The sequence below is a fragment of the Rhodococcus sp. RD6.2 genome, assembly GCF_001040705.1.
Taxonomy (GTDB): Bacteria; Actinomycetota; Actinomycetes; order Mycobacteriales; family Mycobacteriaceae; genus Rhodococcus_G.
Genome location: NZ_CVQP01000003.1, coordinates 149,346 through 167,865, shown reverse-complemented (window position 1 = coordinate 167,865; position 18,520 = coordinate 149,346). Strand labels below are relative to the sequence as shown.

Below are 18,520 nucleotides of genomic sequence, written 5' to 3'. Positions count from 1 at the left end.
CCAGTTGTCCTGCCAAGGGCACTGCTGGTTAGCTACGTTCGGAAGGGATAACCGCTGAAAGCATCTAAGCGGGAAGCCTGTTCCAAGATGAGGTTTCTCACCCCCTTGAGGGGGTAAGGCCCCCGGCAGACTACCGGGTTGATAGGCCAGAACTGGAAGTGCAGTAATGCATGTAGGTGACTGGTACTAATAGGCCGAGGACTTACCACAAAGAAGCTACGCGTCCACTGTGCGGTATCTGAAACAACACACGTTGTTCAGAGCCGGAAATTTCGATCCTGATTGTTGGGGTTGTGTGTTTCTGGTTCCGTGTGACAGTTTCACAGAGTTACGGCGGCCATAGCGGAGGGGAAACGCCCGGTCCCATTCCGAACCCGGAAGCTAAGCCCTCCAGCGCCGATGGTACTGCACTCGACAGGGTGTGGGAGAGTAGGACACCGCCGTACATAACATCCCGGGGACCCCGGAACCAGAGTTTTCTGGTTCCGGGGTTTTCGGCGTTTCAGGGGACCTTTCCCTTGCTCCCCGCAATTCGTCCTGCGCAGGGGTTGTGTGGTGTTCGCACGGGGACTGCGCGCGCAACAGGGGTGCTGACGCACCACAAGGTATGCGAACATCCGACGCTGGGCTCGGGTTGGAGGCCCGGCGGTCCGTCCGCCGTACGATCGCGGCGTGTATCGAACTCTGCAGGCAATGGACGCGAATCTTGCCTCTCACGCATCTCACCTCCATCCCGTGCTTTCCGGCGCACGAGTGCATTCCACGGATGACCTCGTCATTGCGGACAGCGGGCTTGGCGACGACACCTTCAACCTCGTGTGCCGGGCACGGTTCTCGGCGGAACACGCATCGGACCGCGTCGCGGAGACGACGGCGCTCGTTCGAGAGTCGGGGCGCCCCTTCTCGTGGTGGGTCGGGCCCGCGTCGACACCGGACGATCTGCCGGACCTCTTGAGGCTGCACGGTTGGAGCGAGCACGAATCCGAAATCGCCATGACGGCAGAGCTGTCGGAGATTCCGGCACCCACGATCCCTGGCGAACTGCGGGTCGAGACGGTGACGGATGGCGCGGGTCTGCGCGACTATGCCGCGCTGATGGCGGCCAACTGGACCCCGCCGTCGGTGACGGTGACGGAGTACTTCGCCGGCGTCTCGTCCGCGGTGCTGTCTGCGACATGTGCCAGTACGTTCGTCGTCGGGTATGTGGGGGATCGGCCGGTCAGCGGTGCGGAGATCCATGTGAGCGACGGTGTTGTCGGTCTGTACGGCGTCGTGACGCTCGACGATGTCCGCAGGCGCGGGTACGGGACCGCGGTGACGCTTCATGCTCTGGATCGTTCCCGCCGGTCCCGTGTCACGACCGCGGTGTTGCAGGCCAGCGCCGACGGCGTGTCGGTCTACACGCGGATCGGATTCGAGCCGGTCGGTCGGTACGCGGAGTTCGCGCTCTGAGTTGGGCCGGCTCGAGGCGGCCGGGTTTCGCTACCCGGGGTATCCATTCGAGTTGTCCGCGGATATAGTTGCGATATGCAACACCGTGGTTCCGTGGCGCAGGTGCACGAGGAGCTCGTGCACCTGGTCCGGCAGTTGGTGACGGGCGACCGAGTGGACGCGGCCGCCCCGAGTTTCGCTCTGCATTCCGTCCTCTCGTACATCGAACGCAACCCCGGGTGCCGGGCGACGCAGATCGCGGACGCGTTCGGGGTACACCGCTCGACGGTGTCCAGACAGATCAAGACGTGCGTCGACAGTGACTGGGTGGAGGCGGAGATCGGGCCGGTTCGCAACGGGCACCCGCTCACCCTCACCGACACCGGCGCGCGAATGCTCGAGCGCGCGGACCGGAGCAGGCAGGCCGAGGTCGCCGACCGCGTCCGAAGCTGGCCGAGCGAGGACGTCGACACCTTCGCTCAGTTGTTGCGCAGATTCAGTGCGACCGAACCGATTTCCGACACCGACACCAGTGGAGGCGACCCGAATGCGTGAGTACGCGACCGCGCCCAACTTCACCATCGGCGACGACGATGCGATCGTCCGCACCGTTTATCGCCACGCGCAGCAGACGCCGGATCTGGTGCTGTTCTCGCGTCCTGACGGCGACGTGTGGGTGGATGTCACGGCAGCAGCGTTCGCGGACTTGGTCACGGGTGTCGCGAAGGGTCTGATCCAGGGTGGCGTGCAGTCGGGTGACAGGGTGATCCTGATGTCCTCCACTCGTTTCGAGTGGACGTTGCTCGACTTCGCGATCTGGGCTGTGGGTGCGGTATCGGTTCCGGTGTACGATTCGTCGTCCGCGGATCAGGTGCGCTGGATCGTCGACGATTCCGGGGCCAATGTCGCGATCGTCGAAAAGCCCTCCCAGGTCGGGTCTTTCGAGTCGACCGGTGTTCGAGTGCTGCAGATCGACGACGCGGCGATCGACACCCTGCTGGCGTCGGGCACCGGACTGGACGACGCTGCCGTCGAGCAGCGGATGAGTGCGTTGCGGGCGGATGACCTGGCATCGCTCGTCTACACGTCCGGGACGACGGGACGTCCGAAGGGGTGCGAGCTGACGCACCGGAACTTCCTGTCGGAGGTACGCGGAATCCTTGCGGCAAGTATCGGTGAGGTGGCGCAGCCGGGGAACCGGATGCTCACGTTCCTGCCCCTCGCGCACGTCCTTGCTCGCGCGGTGTCGCTGGCGATGTTCGAAGCGGGTGGGGCGCAGGCGCACTGGTCCGACTTCAGCACAATTGTCGGTCAGTTCGGGCGGTACCGACCGAATGTGATCCTCGGTGTGCCGCGGGTGTTCGAGAAGGTTCGGGACGCCGCCGCGCAGCAGGCGTCTGCCGGTGGCGCTGTCAAGAAGCGGGTGTTCGACCTCGCCGAGGCCACCGCCGTTTCCTACAGCGAAGCACTCGACTCCGGTCGGCTGTCGATCACTCTGCGAGTCAAGCATTTCGTCGCGGACAAGCTCGTCTACTCGAAGCTGCGGTCGGTCCTCGGCGGCGAGTGCTGGTGGGCGATCTCCGGGGGCGGGGCGCTCATGCCGCGGCTCGGACACTTCTTCCGCGGCGTCGGCGTTCCCGTCTACGAGGGCTACGGATTGACCGAGTCCACGGCGGCGCACTGTGTGAACGTCCCGGGCGCGCAACGCATCGGCAGCGTGGGGCAGCCTCTCGGCGGCAATGCCGTCCGGATCGCCGCCGACGGCGAGATCGAGCTCAGTGGCGGTGTGGTGTTCGGCGGCTACTGGAAGAACGACGCCGCGACCGAGGCCGTGTTCGACGGGCCGTGGTTCCGCACCGGCGATCTCGGATCCCTCGACGAGGACGGCTATCTCACGATCACAGGCCGGAAGAAGGATCTCCTCATCACCGCCGGAGGAAAGAACGTGTCGCCCGGGCCGCTCGAGGATCGGATGCGATCCCACGAACTGGTGTCGCAGGCGGTGGTCGTCGGTGACGGCAAACCGTTCATCGGTGCTCTCGTGACGGTCGACCCGGAGGCGTTCACCCGGTGGCGGGCCGCGAACGGCAAGGACGCCGACGCCACTGTGTCCGACCTTCGTGGGGACGGGGACCTCCGTGCGGCGATCCAGTCCGTGATCGACGATGCGAACACGCTCGTGTCGCATGCGGAGGCGATCAAGAAGTTCGTGATCCTCGATCACGACCTGACGGAGGAGAACGGCGCGCTCACCGCCACCCTCAAGATCAAGCGGAACGTCGTCTCCGAGCGCTATCGCACCGAGATCGACTCCCTGTACGGCTAGGAGTACCGGTTTCACGCGGAACGCGGAAGTTCACCAGAGCCGATAGGCGGCGTCCGACACAGTGAAGCCGTGTCCCGTGGAACTCTCGCAGGTCACGCCGGTCCGTTCGTCGACGGTGCACGTGAATCCCTGCACTCGGAGCGGCGAGCCGTAGGGCAGTGCCTTCGCGGGGCGGTCGAAACGGTGGAATGCCGGGTCGCCGGTGCTGGCGAATTCGCCGGCACCGGAATCGGTCACACGGATCGCGTTCGGCGCGACTCGACCCGTGCCGCCCACCGCCGACACCGTCGGTGCGTTCGCCGGGAGCGCGCCGTGACATCCGGCGACCGGATCGGGTGCGGTCACGACGGCGCATTCGAATTTCGTACTGGGACTGATGAAGTAGTACGAGCCGTTGTCGGCGCCCATGTACTCGGCGACCTGGGCGGCGGGCACCGGGGTGGTGGTGACCGCGGTTGTCGTTCGGCTGGTCGGCGCAGGCCCGGGCGTGGTCGTCGCCGGTGTCGTCGTCGCCTGTCGCGGAGCGGGACTCGCATCGCCGTCGACCGCGGTGGAGCACGCCGCGGTCGACGCGATGCAGAGCGTGGTCAGCAGCAGGCGAGGTCGGGTGGCGCGCATGCGTGCCATCGTAGGACGCCGACCGTGAGGCTCCTGTCGTCGGTTCTCACGCACTGCGCCGACCGCCGAACGCTCGAGAGTCGGCTCAGGCGAACGCGGCGCGGAAGGTGCGCACGAGGTCGGGGAGGATGGCCGCCGCGACATCGGGATCGGGGTCGAGTGCCTGTAGCGCCACCACGACGTCGGTGACGCCGAGTTCCGTCTGAGCGACCGCGTTCGCGACCGTCTCGTCGAGGTCGACGTTGCCGCCTGCGGTCCGGGCGACGGACAGCCTCCCGCGAGTCTGCAACTCGGCGGGATCACGTCCTGCCTCGGCGAATGCCTTGTGCAGCTGCTCGATTCCGGCTGCGAGGTCGTCGTTCGTGGCGCCCATGATGGGGATCCATCCGTCACCCCAGGTCACGAGCCGGCGGACCACGGGTCGCGACAGCGTGCCGGACACCCAGATCGGGATGCGTCGATCGGGGGCGGGACGCGGTGAGCAGTACACGTCGTCGAACGTGATGCCGGGCCGGTCGACGGCGGCGGGGGCGCCGTCCCACAGGGCTCGGCACACAGCGAGCGTGTCGTCGAGCAGCGGGCCGCGCCGCGTGAAGTCGAGTCCGACCGCCTCGTACTCCTTGGCTTGCCAACCGGTCCCGACACCGAGGTCGAGGCGTCCGTTCGACAGGAGGTCGAGGGTCGCGCCGGTCTTCGCGAGCATCGCACCACCGCGGAGCGCCGCGATGACGATACCGGTGCCGAGTCGGATTCGCCGTGTCCGTCCGGCGACCATCGCGAGGACGGTCATCGGCTCGAGCCACGCCGCGTCGGGGTCGGTCGGGAACGGGCCCCACGTGTACGCGTCGGTGTCCGGTCCCATCACCACGTGATCGGTCATCAGCAGTCGATCGACGCCGGCATCCTCTGCGGCACTGCAGATGTCGAGCAGGTGCCCGAATCGGTCCGCGGCGAGGAGGGTGCCGAAATTGGGAACATTGAGGCTCAGGGTGGGCACGCGAGTGCTCCTTTCAGGGGTTGCGGGGTCGGTTGGTCCAGCCGCCCGTCGCGCGGGGAACCCAGCCACCGGAGCCGTGGGTTCCGCCGTCGACGTGGACGGTGGTGCCGGTGACGAAGCGGGAGAGGTCGGAGGCGAGGAACAGGGCGGCGCCCGCGACGTCGTCCGGTGTGCCGGGCCCGCCGAGCGGCGACCAGCGGGGCCACAGCGCGCGTTCTCCTTCGGGCACCAGATCCGCATACGGAACCTGTGGCGTCTCGATCAGGTCGGGAGCGATGGCGTTCACCCGGACGCCTGCGGGCCCCACCTCGGCGGACAGTGACCGCGTGAACTGCATCAGCGCCGCCTTGTAGGCGGAGTAGACGCTGTGGCCGGGTATCGCCCGATGGGCCTCGACGGTGGTGAGGTTGACGATCGAGCCGCCTCGCTCGGCCAGTCCGGGCAGGAGGGCGTGCGTCAGGCGCAGGACGTGCCCCAGATTCACCTCGTGCAGCGCCGCCCACTGGTCGTCGGTGTCGTCGACGAACGGCCGGGGCGCGCGCACGAAGTGCCCGACGTTGTTGACCAGGACGTCCGCGCCGTGTGCGGCCAGCGCGGGATGGACCGGCGCCGCACACACATCTGCCTCGATCGATTCGATGCTGCCACCGGCGGCGCGGTCGAAGTCGACGTCCGGACCGGGCTCGACGTCGACGACGAGCACGGTCGCGCCGTGCGCTGCGAACGAGCTCGCGATCGCCGCCCCGATTCCGCGGGCACCGCCCGTGACGACGGCGCGCCGGCCGGTGAGCAGGGGGCCTGGGGTACGGACGGCGGTCATGTCGGCGATTGCACATCATCCGTCTCTTGTGTGAGTAGTTCGATCCCGATCACCGGGAGACACCGCGAGCGTCCCCGCGCGGCCCGCCCCGATTGGTACGTTGGCGAACGAGGTGATCGCGGGCCGAAAGGGAGGCTGCCGTGCAGATCGACGAGGACGCGACCGTGAACTCGAGTGACGCCGTCACCGTTCGCGTGACGGGTGGTGACCTGCGTGGACACCCGGCGGGTGGGGTGTACGTGTGGAAGGGCGTCCCGTACGCCTCGGCGGGGAAGGCGCGGCGATTCCGGAGCGCGCTGCCCGTGCCCGCGTGGGACGGCGAACGCGACTGCATTGACTTCGGTCCCATCGCCCCGCAGGCGAAGGCGATGCAGGTGCCGATGGATCCGGCGATGGTCCAGGACGAGGACTGCCTGTCGCTCAACGTCTGGGCCCCGCGACCGGGCGGTGAGCCGCGACCGGTGATGGTGTGGATCCACGGCGGCGCCTACTGCGTCGGCGCGTCGTCGCAGTCCGTGTACGACGGCACGCATCTCGCCGAGGTCGGTGACCTGGTCGTGGTCACCGTCAACTACCGACTCGGGGTGTTCGGTTTCATCGACCTGTCCACGTTGGGTGAGGGTTTCGAGTCGAATGTCGGCCTGCGGGACCAGATCGCGGCGCTGGAGTGGGTCCGCGACAACATCGCCGCCTTCGGCGGCGATCCGGGCAAGGTGACGGTGTTCGGGGAGTCGTCGGGCGCGGCGTCGATCACGACGTTGATGACGGTTCCGCGTGCGGAGGGGCTGTTCCATCGCGCAATCGCGCAGAGCTCACCCGCGACGTCGGTGTACGGGGCGGAGCGGGCGGCGGCGGTCGCGTCGAGGTTCGCCGAACTGGCGGGTGTCGGGAACGGCGACGCCGAACGGTTGCGCGAGATGCCGTTCGAGGAACTGACCGCGGTGGGTGACCGGCTCCTGTCCGAGATCGTGGAGACGGTACCCGGGACGCTCGCGATGGCGCCGGTGGTGGACCGCGACCTGGTGCCGAAGTATCCGGTCGCGGCGTTCCAGAAGGGGTTGTCGCATCGGATTCCGCTCATCATCGGGACCAACAAGGACGAGGCGTCCATCTTCCGGCTGACGAAGTCGCCGATCATGCCGGTCACGGCGGGCACCGTGAACCAGATGTTCACGGCGATCGCATCCGACCATCCGAATCTGCCGCCCACGAAGGTCGCGGACATCATCGCGGCGTATCCCGATTTCGCGAAGTCGACCGGCGCGATGGCGGTGTCGAGGGACGCGGCGTTCCGGATGCCGTGCTTGTGGATCGCCGACGCGCATTCGCAGCACTCACCGACGTGGGTGTACCGGTTCGACCATGCGACACCGATGCTGCGGGCGGCACGTGTCGGTGCCAGCCATGCCACCGAATTGCCATATGTGTTCGGCAACTTCGGCACGTTGAACGTCGATCCGACGTTCTGGCTCGGCGGCAGGAAGGCGGCGGTCGAGGTTGCCGGCCGGGTGCAGCGGCGCTGGCTGGCGTTCGCGTGGCACGGTGTGCCTGCCGCGTTGGACGCGTCGAAGCACTGGGCTCCGTACACGGCGGAGACACGCTCGACGCTGCTCATCGACAAGACCGACGCGATGGTTCCGGATCCCGACCGTGAGTTGCGGTCGGCGTGGGGCGACGAGGTGATGGGGTTCAGCTGACCCGCGGGTAGCGCCCGAGAGGGCGCATCCTCAGTCGTCCAACTGACGCAGCGACGGCAGCGCAACGCAGACGAGAGCCAGCACGCAGACCGGTAAGGCGAGCGCGAAGAACGTCGCGCGCAGGCCGACGGCGTCGATCATCGGTCCGGCGAGCAGGTATCCGAGCGGACCGGCCGCGTACGCCGTGGACGTCATGACCCCGACGACGCGACCGCGCATGTGTTCAGGGCTCCGCGTCTGCATGGCGTAGTTCGCGATCGGTCCGACCGGTCCGTAGACCAGTCCGATCAGCACCGCCAGCGTCAGCGTCACCCACAGGGGCGGCAGGAACGCCATCCCCACCATGCACAATCCGAGCACGGCCACCGCGACGAGCATCATCGTCCGCCGGCTCACTCGCACCGCCAGGGAGCCGTAGGCGAGCGCCCCGGCGACGCCTCCGATGCTCATCGCCATCAGTACCCATCCGAGTTGGGCGGGCTGTCCGAGTTCCGTGAAGTGCACCGGGAACAGGACACTTTCGACGGGCATGTACAGGGCGACGAGCGCCATGTCCACGAGCGCGAGTGTGCGCAGCAACCTGTTGCGCCACACGAACTTCAGGCCCTCTAGGGTGCCCGACCACATCGAACTCGGGCGGGTGTCGTGGTCCGGAACGCCTGCGCCGTCGAGATGGAGGAAGGCGATCGTCGCGAGTGACCCGCCGAAGCACACGGCGGTGACCCACAGAGTGTTCACCGGGCCGACCGTCGCGATGAGGACGCCGCCGACACCGGGCCCGATCAGGTACGCGACGTTGTAGTTCGCTTCGTACAGGCTGTTGGCGCGGTCCAGCCGCCAGCCGGCCGCCTTCGTCGCGGCGGGCAGCATCGCTTCACGGGCCGAGATTCCGGCCGGATCGAAGGCGGCGCCGAGTGCCGCGAGGGCGGCGATCAGCGGGAGCGACAACCCCACCGTGGCGGCGGATATCGGAATCAGGGCCACCGACAGCGCCGACAGTAGGTCGGAGACCAACGAGGTGGGTTTGCGTCCGAACCGGTCGACGACGGTGCCCGAGAACAGTGACGACAGCAGTAGTGGGAGCGTGGCCGCGCCTGCGACGATCGCCGCGTCGGTGGCGCGTCCGGTCTGTTGCAGGACGAGCCACGGCAGCGCCACGATCGTGATGCCGTTGCCCGTCGCCGACAACAAGGTCGCGAGGTTGACGAGCAGGAACGGCGTCAGGCGGCCCGTCGTGGTCGCCGTTGTCATGTCTGAGTTCTTTCAGTAAGGAGGGGACATGACTCGACGCTAGCGGCCGCGGGGTGGGTCCGCGACTGATTTTTCCGCGGGCCGTCAGTGTCCGGCGGGTTCGACGCCGAGGCGTTCGCACGCCGCGTGGTACAGCGCGACCACCTCGGTACGGATCGATGCCCGGTCGGTGACCTGCCCGGGCCACGGCACCCGGACGGTCCGCTCGGCGCCGTCGACGGTCGCCGCCCATTCGCCTGCCTCGGTGTCGAGGCCCGTCATCCGCGCGGCCGTGGCCGCCGGTTCGGCGAAGGCACGCACGATGGCGAGGTTGTCGGCGGCATGGTCGCCGTTCATGTGTCCGGTGACGGCGGCGATGACGGCATCGTCGAAGTTGCTCATGCGCGTCATCGTAGGTGGTGGGAGTTCGCCGGCGGGCCTAGCCTGACCCCATGACGCGTCCCGCGATCGACGTCGACTACACCGTCCTCGACTGCCCGGACCCTGCTGCGCTCGCGGGCTTCTATCGCAAGGTTCTCGGATGGGAGCTGGTGCGCGCGGAGGGCGACTGGGCGGTGCTGCAGGGGCCGGGGGACCTGCGGTTGGCATTCCAGCTCGCGCCCGATTTCGTGCCGGTCCGCTGGCCCGCCGAGGGAGTAAAGGTTCACCTCGACTTCGTGGTCGACGACATGGATGCCGCCGAACGCTGGGTGCTCGGGGCGGGTGCGGAACTCGTCGAGGGCGGCGAGAACCATCCGACGTTCCGGGTGTACCGGGATCCCGTCGGGCACCACTTCTGCCTCTGCGTGCGGGACTGAACGAACGCTCGCACTTCGGACCGTTAGCATAGGTATCTAGTAACGGCACGGATTCGACGAGGCGGTTGTTCGATGAAGAAGTACGTCCCCACCTGGCACGACGACGAGGTTCGGGCACTGTCCGAACTCGCGGCCGGATTCTTCGACCGTGAGGTGGTCGCGCACAACGAGAAGTGGGACGCGCAGCATCGCATCGACCGAGAGGTGTGGCTCGAGGCGGGCAAGCTCGGGCTGTTGTGCTGCTCGATCCCCGAGGAGTACGGCGGAGGCGGCGGCACCTTCGCCCACGACCTCGCCGTGTTCGAGGCGCAGGGCTATGCCGGTGACCTGTCGCTCGGCATCTCCGTGCACTCCGGCATCGTTCCGCACTACATCCTCGAGTACGGCACCGAGGATCAGAAGAAGGCATGGTTGCCGGGGATGGCGACCGGGGAGATCCTCGGCGCGATCGGCATGACGGAGCCCGGTGCCGGATCGGACCTCAAGGCCATCAAGACGACCGCGATCCGGGACGGCGACGAGTACGTCGTCAACGGGTCGAAGACGTTCATCACCAACGGCTCGTCCGCGGACGTCATCGTGATGGCCGTCAAGACCGACCCGAAGGCGGGCGCCAAGGGCGTCTCGATGCTGATCGTGGACCTGCGGGACCAGCCGGGGTTCGCCGTCGGTCGGGTCCTCGACAAGGTCGGCCAGCACGGTGCGGACACGTCCGAACTGTCGTTCACCGACGTCCGTGTCCCGGTGTCAAACCTGCTCGGTGAGGAGGGGCAGGGCTTCGGGCAACTGATGGCGCAGCTGGTGCAGGAGCGGCTGATCATCGGCGCGCAGGCGTCCGGTGCGATGAACCGTGCCGTGCAGGAGACCGTCACCTATACGCGAAACCGGGAAGCGTTCGGGCACACGCTGTTCGAGTTCCAGAATGCCGCCTTCGAGCTCGCGGAGTGTCAGACCATCGCCCGGACCTGCGAGGTGTTCCTCGACCACTGCATCCAGTCGCACCTGCGCGGTGAGCTCGACCCCGCCGAGGCCGCGATGGTCAAGTACTGGCTGACGGACAAGCAGTGTGAGGTCGTCGACCGGTGCGTGCAGTTGCATGGAGGCTACGGCTACATGCGCGAGTACATGATCGCGCGGATGTACGAGGACGCCCGCGTCCAGCGCATCTACGCGGGCGCCAACGAGGTCATGAAGGGCATCATCGCCAAGGCGCTGTGATCCTGGGGGCGTGTGATCCTCGGCGCGTGGCTCTGACACCATCGAGGTCGTGAGCACAGTTAAGTATGCGGAGGATCTGACCGTCGGAGATGTGGTCGAACTCGGCGAGCACACCGTCACCGAAGCCGAACTCCTCGACTTCGCGGGCACCTGGGATCCGCAGGACTTCCACGTGGACGCCGAGGCCGCCGAAAAGGGCGCCTTCGGCGGCCTGATCGCGAGTGGACTCCACTCCATGTCGGTGCTGCAACGCCTTTCGGCGCTCGGGTGGTATAGGCACCTCAGCGTCATCTGTGGCCGTGGAGTGCGTGACGTGCGATTCTGGCGGCCGGTCCGACCCGACGACACCCTCACCGGCACGATCCGCGTCGACGAGATCGTGCTCGACGACCACGGTCGCGGTCTGGTGACCACGACCAGCGAATTGCGGGACGCAGGCGGGAACGTGATGCTGCACGCCGTCATGGACCTGTACGTGCGGCGGCGTCCCGAGCCCGCCATCGGATGACGGCGGGCCCGGGAACGCGTCACGCCGCGACGACCGCCAGGTCGACGCCGCCGCCGCGACGGATGGTGTTGTAGATCGGGCAGGTTGCCACGAACCGTGCACCGAGTGCGTCGGCGTCGCGCTGCTCGACACCCCGCACGGTGATCGTCAGCCGGGTGAAGTCGTAGCGCGTCGGGTCCTCGGTACCGCGGCGGTGCTGCGCGTCCACCGAAATGCCGGTCAGTGGCACGCCGAGTTCGTGCGCGGTGGCCTCGAAGTTGGCCATCGCGCACGAGGCAAGCGCCGACAGGAACAGCTCACCCGCCTGGACGGCTTCGCCCGGTCCGAGTCGCGAGTCGGTGACGAGGTGGTTGGTGCGTGCGCCCAGCACGAACCGTCCCGGTACGCCCGCGATGGTGTGGCCGGAGACGGTGGCCACTGCCGTCCTGGAATCGGAGGCGGAGACGGTTGCCGACCGTGTCATCGGGTGGTGCTCGTGGACAGAGGGATTCGGTTCGCCCACTCCCCGGCGGCGGCGCGGTCGAGGCCGAGGTTCTCGCGTAGCGTGACGCCCTCGTACTCGGTGCGGAACAGGCCGCGCTTCTGAAGTTCGGGGACGACCTGGCGGGTGAAGTCCTCGAAGCCGCCGGGCTGGTACGGCGCCTGCACCATGAAGCCGTCGCATGCGCCCTCGGTGAACCACTGTTCGAGTCCGTCGGCGACGTCGGTTGCGGTGCCGATGAATCCGCCCTCGACACGTCCGCCGTACTGCTTGCCGAGTTCCCGCAGGGTGAGGCCTTCACGTTCGGTGATCTCGCGGACCTCCCGGTAGTGGCCCTCGACGCCGGGGACCTCGACGTCGGGCAGTCGTTCGTCGAGCGGGAACGTGGAGAGGTCCACGTCGAGGTGGTAGGCGAGGGTGGACAGGCCGCCGAGCGGCGGAACGAGGTCGAACAGCAGGTCGGCAGTCTGCCGCGCGATGTCGGTGGTCGCGCCGACGACCGGCGCGATCGATGGCAGGATCTTCACCTGCTCCGGGTCGCGACCGTGCGCGGCGGCGCGTTCCTTGATCTCGCGGTAGAAGTCCCGCGCGGATTCGAGTGATGCGTGGCTGCAGAAGATGACGTCGGACCAGCGGGCGGCGAAGTCCTTGCCCTTGGCTGATGCGCCTGCCTGGATGACGACCGGGTAGCCCTGCGGCGGGCGGGGGACGTTGAGCGGGCCCTGGACGGTGAACCATTCGCCCTTGTGGTCGATCGCATTGACCTTGGCGGGTTCGGCGAAGAGCGGCTCCGCAGTGTCGAGGACCAGGGCGTCGTCGTCCCAGCTGTCCCACAGTTTCGCGGCCACTTCGAGGAACTCGTCGGCCCGCTCGTACCGCTTCTCGCGGGGGAACTGCTCGTCCCGGTTGAAGTTCCTGGCCTCGGACTCCTGGAAGGACGTCACGACGTTCCAGGCGGCGCGGCCCGAGGTGAGGTGGTCGAGGCTCGCGAACGAGCGGGCGACGGTGAACGGTTGCGCGTAGGTGGTGGAGACGGTGGCTGCGAGCCCGAGGTGCCGGGTGACGGCGCCCATCGCGGAGAGAACGTGCAGCGGGTCGAGCCGCATCGACCCGAGGGCGCCGTTGCGGAGCTGGCTGTCGGTGCTGGACCCGAACCGGTCCGGGACGGAGAGGATGTCGGCGAAGAACGCGAGGTCGAACCGGCCGTCCTCGAGGGTGCGCGCGATGTTCTGGTAGTACTCGGCGGACAGCCACCCGGGGACGGACGCGGGGTGGCGCCAGCCTCCGGGGCGTCCGGGGCCGGCAGTGACGAAGGCAGCGAGGTGCATCTGGGAAGTCATGGGGGATGGCCTACTTCGCGAGTTCCTGGTCGATGGCGGACTTGATCGAGTCGAAGCGCGGATCCTGGAGCCAGGACGCCACGTCGACCTGCTCGGGGTAGATGCCGAGACGGTGGAAGTTGTCGGCGAGGTCCTGGGTGCCCGCGATCGCGTCGGCGCCGACCGAGGTGAACTGCCCCGCACCGGAGTACGAGAGGCGGCCCGACTTCACGAGGTCGAGATACACCTGGGCTTCGAGTTCGCTGCCACCGAAACCGCCGAGCCGGGTGAACTCGGCGACCGCGCCCTCCGGGTTCGCCTCGATCCAGCGCTGCGCGTCCCGCACGTTCCGGACGAGGGTGGCGGCCGCCTCCGGATGATTGTTCGCGAACGACTCGCTCGCCACGAAGAACGCGTAGTCGTAGGTCTTCACGTCGGGCAGCGTCGTGGCGTTGTGCTTGCGCTTGGCGAGTTCCGCCGTGGGCTGCCACGTGATCCAGGCGTCGACCTTGCCCTGCGCGAACGCGGCCTCGGCGTCGGCGGCGGTGAGGTTGACGTACTCGATGTCGTCGAGGGTCAGGCCCGCGGATTCGAGGTACTTGACGAGGCTGTAGGTGCCGGTGGTGCCGCGATGGTCGGCGACCTTGCGGCCCTTCAGATCTGCAGCGGAGCGGATGTCGGAGCCCTGCGGGACGAGCACGTCAACCTCGTCGCTCGGCAGCGGGTACGCCACCAGCGGGACGATGGGCACGCCGCCGCCGATCGCGTAGATCACCGCCGTGGCGGTGGCGAAGGAGAAGTCGACACTGCCGGCCTTGATCGCCTCCATCACGGGGAGTGACGCCGGGAAGCCGGTGGGCCATTCGACGGGAACGCCGAGGTCCGCACCGACGTCGAATCCGCCGAGGTTGTTGCGTAGCAGGGTGCCCGGCTCGGCGTTGCCGTCGCCGATCAGCGCGTATCGAACCTGGGCGAGGGGGCCGTCGTCGGCCGCGGCGGTGTCGGAGCTGCAACCGGCGAGCGACAGTGCCGTCAGACCGAGGAGGCCGGCGCCGGTGGCCCTGAGGAAGCCGCGCCGGTTCAGGGAGGTGGTGAGGGGAGACATGGTGGCCTTTCGGGGATGGATCTACGAGTGCAGGGCGCGGTCGGCTTCGAGGAGTCCGTCCAGGAACTCCTCCTTCCATTCGGCCAGCCTGCTGTCACCGCGGTGACGGGGTCGGGGCTGGTCGATCCGCAGTTCCCGGGTGATGCCGCGCTCGGTGAGCAACAGCACCCGATCGGACAGGACGAGGGCTTCCTCGACGTCGTGGGTGACGAGCAGGACGGTCCGCGGGTGTTCGGCGAGCATGCGTTCGAGCAACTGCTGCATCGTGACCCGGGTGATGGCGTCCAGCGCGCCGAACGGCTCGTCGAGCAGGAGCACGTCTGGTCGGTGCAGCAACGCCCGGGCGAGGGCGACCCGTTGCCGCTGGCCGCCGGAAAGCTCCGAGGGCCAGTCGTTCTCGCGTCCCGCGAGTCCGACCTCGCTCAGCAGGGTGGCCGCCTCGCCCTTGCGTCCGCGGGTGCCGAGGGCCGTGTTGTCGAGGACGGTGCGCCAGGGGAGGAGGCGATCTTCCTGGAACATCATGCGGGAGACGACGCGGCGGTCGGAGGTCGGTTGGACGCGGCCCTCCGTCGGCTCCTCGAGTCCGGCGAGGATGCGGAGCAGCGTGGACTTGCCGACGCCACTCGGTCCGAGGAACGTGACGAACTCGCCGGGTGCGATCGACAGGTCGATCTGGTCGAGGACCCGCGTGTCGCGGTAGCTGTGCCCGACTCCGAGGAGGTCGAGGCCGACCAGTGGTTCGGTGCTCATCAGCGGATCTCCTTCTGGTAGTTCGGGTTCCAGCGCAGTACGCGGGACTCGACGAACCGGATCAGCTGGTCGGCGAGGAGTCCTGCGACGGCGTAGAGGAGGATCGCCAGGACGATGCGGTCGTTGCGGAGCAGGTCGCGGCCGTTCTGCGCGAGGAAGCCGATGCCCTCGCTCGTCGCGATTGTCTCGGCGATCACCAGCGTCAGCCAGGCGACGCCGAGCGCGTAGCGCAGGCCGGTGAGGATCATCGGCATTGCGCCGGGCACGATGATCTGCCTGATGCGTTCGCCCCGTCCGAGCCCGTAGGACTCGCCGAGCTGGACGAGTTTCGGGTCGACCGTGCGGATCCCGGCGACGGTGTTGAGGTAGACGGGGAAGATGACGCCGAGCGTCACCAGCACCACCTTCGGAACCTCGCCGATACCGAACGCGGCGATCAGCAGTGGCACCAGGGCGAGGTGCGGAAGCGCACGGACCATCTGCAGTGTCCGGTCGACCAGGCCCTCCGCGATTCGGGAGAGCCCGACCGCGAAGCCGAGGATCAGGCCGATCGAGGCGCCGATGGTGAAGCCGAGGATGATTCTGCGCACGCTCACGAGCAGGTGGTTCTGCAGTTCTCCGCTGCTCCAAAGATTTCCGGCAGTGTCGAGCACCTTGCTCGGCGGCGGCAGGATCGCCGCCGAGATCACTCCGTTCGACGACGCCCACTGCCAGCCGAGCAGAACGAGGACCGGAACCACCCACGGCAGAAGCGCGGTGTGACGGGGTAGCCGCGGTGCGCGCGTGCGGGCTGGTGTCTCGGTGGTGGGCCGGGTGGTCGGGGGTGACGTGACGGCGGTGTCAGGCATGGTCTGCCGCCTGCGGTGTGGGTGGTGCGGTGCTCATCGTTCTCCTCGCGTGCCGTGGTGCGAGAGCCATGTAAATACAGATGAACGCCGATGACGACATTTGTATACACACGGATTCAAACTCTTCCGTCGAGCCCGACGGCGCCGGTAGGTATCTCTGTCGTAGACCGCGAACACGAGGTGAGGGGCCGCAGTGCCAGACGACAGATCGCCCTACGCGCAGCTGCGCGCACGCATCACCGGAGGAGCGCACCTGCCGGGATCGCTCCTGGTCCCCGCCACCGTCGGCGTGCAACTCGGGGTGTCGCGAACCCCCGTGCGCGAGGCGCTGCAGCGGCTCGAGTTCGAGGGCCTGGTCACCAAGGTGACGCGCGGCTACGTCGTCCGGGTGCGCACCGAGGACGAGGTGATCGCGATCTGCGAGGCGCGCATCGCGCTCGAATCCGCGGTCGCGTTCGCGGCCGCCACCCGCCGCTCCGAGTTCGACCTCGCGCGCCTCATCGGGCTGTTCGACCGGGCGGTCACCGCACCGGACGCGGTGACCGCGCTGCGACTGCACAACGACTGGCACGCCGCACTCCGCGTCGCCGCGCACAATCCGACAATCACCGAACTGATGGAACGTCTCGACGCCCAACTCGCCGTGTACGACGCCGAGGAGTCCAAGGCGCCGACGAACCTCACGGCCATCGAACACGAGCATCGCGGCATCCACGAGGCCGTCGTCGACGGGGACGGCGACCGTGCGAGGGCCCTCATGGTTGCTCATCAGGAACGCACCCGTGACATTCGGATCGCGGCCATGGCCGCTCGCTGACGTCCCGCGACGTGGTCCGAGTCCGGGTGGCGCCGCGTGGGTGTTCGTCCGGCAGGATGGGTCCGTCAGGAGAGGGGCGGCGGGTGCATTCGGTGGGGGAGATCGACGCATACGCGTCGCGGGTCGTCGCGGCCTGCACGGTCGGTGACGTCGGTGCGCTGAACGAAGTGGCCACGTGGATGGCGGGTCTGGCGGCCGAGGATCTGGTCCGGCTGGATCAACGTGCTCGCCGTCGCTGGATGTCGCCGCAGCAGCGCGACGGCATCGCGCGTGATTGGGGCGCCGATCGGTTGGCTGCGCACCCTCGGTCTGCGCTCGCGATGAGCATGGTGGCTGACGGCTACGTGCGCGAGCGCGCCGTCGCGGTTCTCACTCGGCAACCCGGAACGCACGCATCCCGGGCGCTCGCGCTGCGGACGTGTGATCACATCCTCCCGATCCGCGTCTCGGCCTGCGCGGCCATCCTCGGTCGGACCGATCCCGCTCACCTGGACGCGATCACTCCCGTGCTGCTGGTCCTGAATCGGTTCGCCCGCGACTGGCGCGGCGCGGTTCTCGACGAGTACCACGCTTCCGCCGGGCAGCGGCACGGCAACCGGTCGATGTGGGCGCTGTTGCGCGCCAACGAGGATCGGCTGGTCAGGCGCTTCGCGGCCGGACGGAGCATCGAGGACGGAACCCTCGGCCCCGACGGTGCGGCGGCGTCCTATCCGGGGGAGAAGGACGTCGTGGTGCAGCGGGTGCTCGGCCGACTGTTGTTGCGGGACGGCGAGCCGTCGGTGGTGGCGCCGCTGCTCACCCGGGGCATCTCGGCGTCCGATCGGGCCGGTGCGCTGGCCCGCTTCGACGCCGATGTCCTCGCCCGCGACGACGTCCGGCGCCTGCTGTTCGACAGTTCCGTCCTCGTCCGGTTGTGGGCGTGTCGCAGGTGGGCCGAGTTGGGGGAGGACCCGGTGGCCGCCTGCCGGGACGTAACCGGCTCCGCGTCGCTGCCCGCGCGTGTCCGCGCACGTGCTCACCTCGGCTTGCGGGAGGCCGGATGTCCACCCGGTCCGGACGAGATCCGTGCCCTGATCGAATCGGACGAATCGCCATTGCGTGCAATGGGTTTGCGCCTGTTGGTAGGGCAGGCCGTCGCAGATGACGTCCCCGGTCTGCTCCGGCAGGTGGTGGACGGCTCTCGCGGCGAAGCCCGATTGGCGACGGGCGTGCTCGCCGCGCAGCTCGAACTCTGGCGAACGGCCGACGTCGAGGCGCTGTGGGGTGAACCGGATCCGGAGACGCGCCGCCGTGCTTGGGTGTTGGAACGAGCGCGGGGCGGATGGGACGCCGTCGTCGCGGACCTGCGGGCATGCGGGCATGACGATCCTGCCCTGCACGCGGCGGCCTACTCGGTCGTGGCAGCGTTACCGGCATACACGGTGCCGACAGCCGCGCACCGTGAGCGGATCTCGGAGTTGTTGCCGGGAAGCCGTCTCCCCGAGTCGAAGCGTCGCGCGATCGCGGTGTGGGCGGGTGTCGAATCGGGCCACTGACA

General features: G+C 68.1%; 19 protein-coding genes and 2 rRNA genes. 11 read left to right on the top strand and 10 right to left on the bottom strand.

Translation table 11 applies throughout. The features are described 5' to 3' along the window. From RHCRD62_RS06175 to RHCRD62_RS06155, 5 genes are all read left to right on the top strand, one after another. Positions 1-210: ribosomal RNA gene (locus RHCRD62_RS06175) — 23S ribosomal RNA — on the top strand; the annotation flags it as partial. Between the two features lie 119 nt (positions 211-329). Further along, positions 330-446: ribosomal RNA gene (gene rrf / locus RHCRD62_RS06170) — 5S ribosomal RNA — on the top strand. A gap of 307 nt (positions 447-753) precedes the next feature. Next, positions 754-1,452 (top strand): GNAT family N-acetyltransferase, encoded by a 699-nt coding sequence (locus tag RHCRD62_RS06165; RefSeq protein WP_253277219.1) that lies wholly within the window; start codon positions 754-756, stop codon positions 1,450-1,452. Positions 1,453-1,527: 75 nt separating this feature from the next. Continuing rightward, on the top strand, positions 1,528-1,986 hold the full coding sequence (locus tag RHCRD62_RS06160; protein WP_050063823.1) for a MarR family winged helix-turn-helix transcriptional regulator: 459 nt from the start codon (positions 1,528-1,530) through the stop codon (positions 1,984-1,986). Beyond that, positions 1,979-3,757 carry an AMP-dependent synthetase/ligase gene (locus tag RHCRD62_RS06155; RefSeq protein WP_050063849.1) on the top strand — a complete coding sequence of 593 codons (1,779 nt, stop codon included), beginning with the start codon at positions 1,979-1,981 and terminating at the stop codon, positions 3,755-3,757. The genes RHCRD62_RS06160 and RHCRD62_RS06155 overlap by 8 nt, the downstream gene beginning before the upstream one ends. 30 nt (positions 3,758-3,787) lie before the next feature. Here RHCRD62_RS06155 and RHCRD62_RS26330 read toward each other — a convergent pair whose 3' ends face one another. The 3 genes from RHCRD62_RS26330 to RHCRD62_RS06140 all read right to left on the bottom strand — a co-directional run bounded on the left by RHCRD62_RS26330 (position 3,788) and on the right by RHCRD62_RS06140 (position 6,192). Continuing rightward, entirely contained in the window at positions 3,788-4,375 is a 588-nt protein-coding gene (locus tag RHCRD62_RS26330; RefSeq protein WP_253277218.1) for a hypothetical protein, read from the bottom strand. An 85-nt stretch (positions 4,376-4,460) separates the two neighbouring features. After that, positions 4,461-5,372, bottom strand: coding sequence for a TIGR03619 family F420-dependent LLM class oxidoreductase (locus tag RHCRD62_RS06145; protein WP_050063822.1), 912 nt, complete (start codon positions 5,370-5,372; stop codon positions 4,461-4,463). Between the two features lie 13 nt (positions 5,373-5,385). Continuing rightward, complete coding sequence (locus RHCRD62_RS06140) at positions 5,386-6,192, bottom strand: SDR family NAD(P)-dependent oxidoreductase (protein WP_050063821.1); 807 nt, start codon at positions 6,190-6,192, stop codon at positions 5,386-5,388. Between the two features lie 146 nt (positions 6,193-6,338). Between RHCRD62_RS06140 and RHCRD62_RS06135 the strand changes: the two genes are divergently transcribed. Continuing rightward, the gene (locus tag RHCRD62_RS06135) at positions 6,339-7,889 is read left to right on the top strand and encodes a carboxylesterase/lipase family protein (protein ID WP_253277221.1); all 1,551 of its coding nucleotides are present in this window, start codon (positions 6,339-6,341) and stop codon (positions 7,887-7,889) included. 30 nt (positions 7,890-7,919) lie between these two features. Here the strand turns inward: RHCRD62_RS06135 and RHCRD62_RS06130 are convergent, their stop codons facing one another. Both RHCRD62_RS06130 and RHCRD62_RS06125 read right to left on the bottom strand, forming a co-directional pair. Next, positions 7,920-9,140, bottom strand: a complete 1,221-nt coding sequence (locus tag RHCRD62_RS06130) for an MFS transporter (RefSeq protein ID WP_050063819.1) — start codon at positions 9,138-9,140, stop codon at positions 7,920-7,922. A gap of 84 nt (positions 9,141-9,224) precedes the next feature. Then, a complete protein-coding gene (locus RHCRD62_RS06125) occupies positions 9,225-9,521 on the bottom strand; it encodes a DUF2470 domain-containing protein (protein WP_050063818.1) in 297 nt (98 codons plus the stop codon). 50 nt (positions 9,522-9,571) lie between these two features. On the opposite strand from RHCRD62_RS06125, the gene RHCRD62_RS06120 reads away from it, so the two are divergent. From RHCRD62_RS06120 to RHCRD62_RS06110, 3 genes are all read left to right on the top strand, one after another. Beyond that, positions 9,572-9,937 (top strand): VOC family protein, encoded by a 366-nt coding sequence (locus RHCRD62_RS06120; RefSeq protein WP_050063817.1) that lies wholly within the window; start codon positions 9,572-9,574, stop codon positions 9,935-9,937. Between the two features lie 72 nt (positions 9,938-10,009). Further along, positions 10,010-11,155: an acyl-CoA dehydrogenase family protein gene (locus tag RHCRD62_RS06115; RefSeq protein ID WP_050063816.1), complete on the top strand. Its 1,146-nt coding sequence runs from the start codon at positions 10,010-10,012 to the stop codon at positions 11,153-11,155. A 49-nt stretch (positions 11,156-11,204) separates the two neighbouring features. Next, positions 11,205-11,663, top strand: coding sequence for a MaoC/PaaZ C-terminal domain-containing protein (locus RHCRD62_RS06110; protein ID WP_084734110.1), 459 nt, complete (start codon positions 11,205-11,207; stop codon positions 11,661-11,663). A gap of 19 nt (positions 11,664-11,682) precedes the next feature. Here the strand turns inward: RHCRD62_RS06110 and RHCRD62_RS06105 are convergent, their stop codons facing one another. From RHCRD62_RS06105 to RHCRD62_RS06085, 5 genes are read right to left on the bottom strand one after another with little or no spacing between them, the layout of a single operon-like run. Then, positions 11,683-12,081: an OsmC family protein gene (locus RHCRD62_RS06105; RefSeq protein WP_253277217.1), complete on the bottom strand. Its 399-nt coding sequence runs from the start codon at positions 12,079-12,081 to the stop codon at positions 11,683-11,685. 41 nt (positions 12,082-12,122) lie between these two features. Further along, positions 12,123-13,484 (bottom strand): LLM class flavin-dependent oxidoreductase, encoded by a 1,362-nt coding sequence (locus RHCRD62_RS06100; RefSeq protein ID WP_253277216.1) that lies wholly within the window; start codon positions 13,482-13,484, stop codon positions 12,123-12,125. Between the two features lie 10 nt (positions 13,485-13,494). Next, on the bottom strand, positions 13,495-14,568 hold the full coding sequence (locus RHCRD62_RS06095; protein WP_050063813.1) for an NrtA/SsuA/CpmA family ABC transporter substrate-binding protein: 1,074 nt from the start codon (positions 14,566-14,568) through the stop codon (positions 13,495-13,497). A gap of 21 nt (positions 14,569-14,589) precedes the next feature. Next, positions 14,590-15,318: an ABC transporter ATP-binding protein gene (locus RHCRD62_RS06090; RefSeq protein WP_050063812.1), complete on the bottom strand. Its 729-nt coding sequence runs from the start codon at positions 15,316-15,318 to the stop codon at positions 14,590-14,592. Further along, positions 15,318-16,166, bottom strand: coding sequence for an ABC transporter permease (locus tag RHCRD62_RS06085; protein WP_084734109.1), 849 nt, complete (start codon positions 16,164-16,166; stop codon positions 15,318-15,320). The genes RHCRD62_RS06090 and RHCRD62_RS06085 overlap by 1 nt, the downstream gene beginning before the upstream one ends. Before the next feature lie 193 nt (positions 16,167-16,359). Between RHCRD62_RS06085 and RHCRD62_RS06080 the strand changes: the two genes are divergently transcribed. Continuing rightward, a complete protein-coding gene (locus RHCRD62_RS06080) occupies positions 16,360-16,983 on the top strand; it encodes a GntR family transcriptional regulator (protein ID WP_050063811.1) in 624 nt (207 codons plus the stop codon). 92 nt (positions 16,984-17,075) lie between these two features. After that, positions 17,076-18,518 (top strand): hypothetical protein, encoded by a 1,443-nt coding sequence (locus RHCRD62_RS06075; protein WP_050063810.1) that lies wholly within the window; start codon positions 17,076-17,078, stop codon positions 18,516-18,518. Positions 18,519-18,520 lie beyond the last annotated feature (2 nt).

What these genes read in the sequence shown, in the direction of transcription:
- RHCRD62_RS06085 (WP_084734109.1), bottom strand. Translation starts at nt 16,166, where the DNA reads ATGCCTGACACCGCCGTCACGTCACCCCCGACCACCCGGCCCACCACC.
- RHCRD62_RS26330 (WP_253277218.1), bottom strand. Translation starts at nt 4,375, where the DNA reads ATGCGCGCCACCCGACCTCGCCTGCTGCTGACCACGCTCTGCATCGCG.
- RHCRD62_RS06095 (WP_050063813.1), bottom strand. Translation starts at nt 14,568, where the DNA reads ATGTCTCCCCTCACCACCTCCCTGAACCGGCGCGGCTTCCTCAGGGCC.
- RHCRD62_RS06155 (WP_050063849.1), top strand. Translation starts at nt 1,979, where the DNA reads ATGCGTGAGTACGCGACCGCGCCCAACTTCACCATCGGCGACGACGAT.
- RHCRD62_RS06090 (WP_050063812.1), bottom strand. Translation starts at nt 15,318, where the DNA reads ATGAGCACCGAACCACTGGTCGGCCTCGACCTCCTCGGAGTCGGGCAC.
- RHCRD62_RS06115 (WP_050063816.1), top strand. Translation starts at nt 10,010, where the DNA reads ATGAAGAAGTACGTCCCCACCTGGCACGACGACGAGGTTCGGGCACTG.
- RHCRD62_RS06125 (WP_050063818.1), bottom strand. Translation starts at nt 9,521, where the DNA reads ATGAGCAACTTCGACGATGCCGTCATCGCCGCCGTCACCGGACACATG.
- RHCRD62_RS06140 (WP_050063821.1), bottom strand. Translation starts at nt 6,192, where the DNA reads ATGACCGCCGTCCGTACCCCAGGCCCCCTGCTCACCGGCCGGCGCGCC.
- RHCRD62_RS06100 (WP_253277216.1), bottom strand. Translation starts at nt 13,484, where the DNA reads ATGACTTCCCAGATGCACCTCGCTGCCTTCGTCACTGCCGGCCCCGGA.
- RHCRD62_RS06130 (WP_050063819.1), bottom strand. Translation starts at nt 9,140, where the DNA reads ATGACAACGGCGACCACGACGGGCCGCCTGACGCCGTTCCTGCTCGTC.
- RHCRD62_RS06160 (WP_050063823.1), top strand. Translation starts at nt 1,528, where the DNA reads ATGCAACACCGTGGTTCCGTGGCGCAGGTGCACGAGGAGCTCGTGCAC.
- RHCRD62_RS06120 (WP_050063817.1), top strand. Translation starts at nt 9,572, where the DNA reads ATGACGCGTCCCGCGATCGACGTCGACTACACCGTCCTCGACTGCCCG.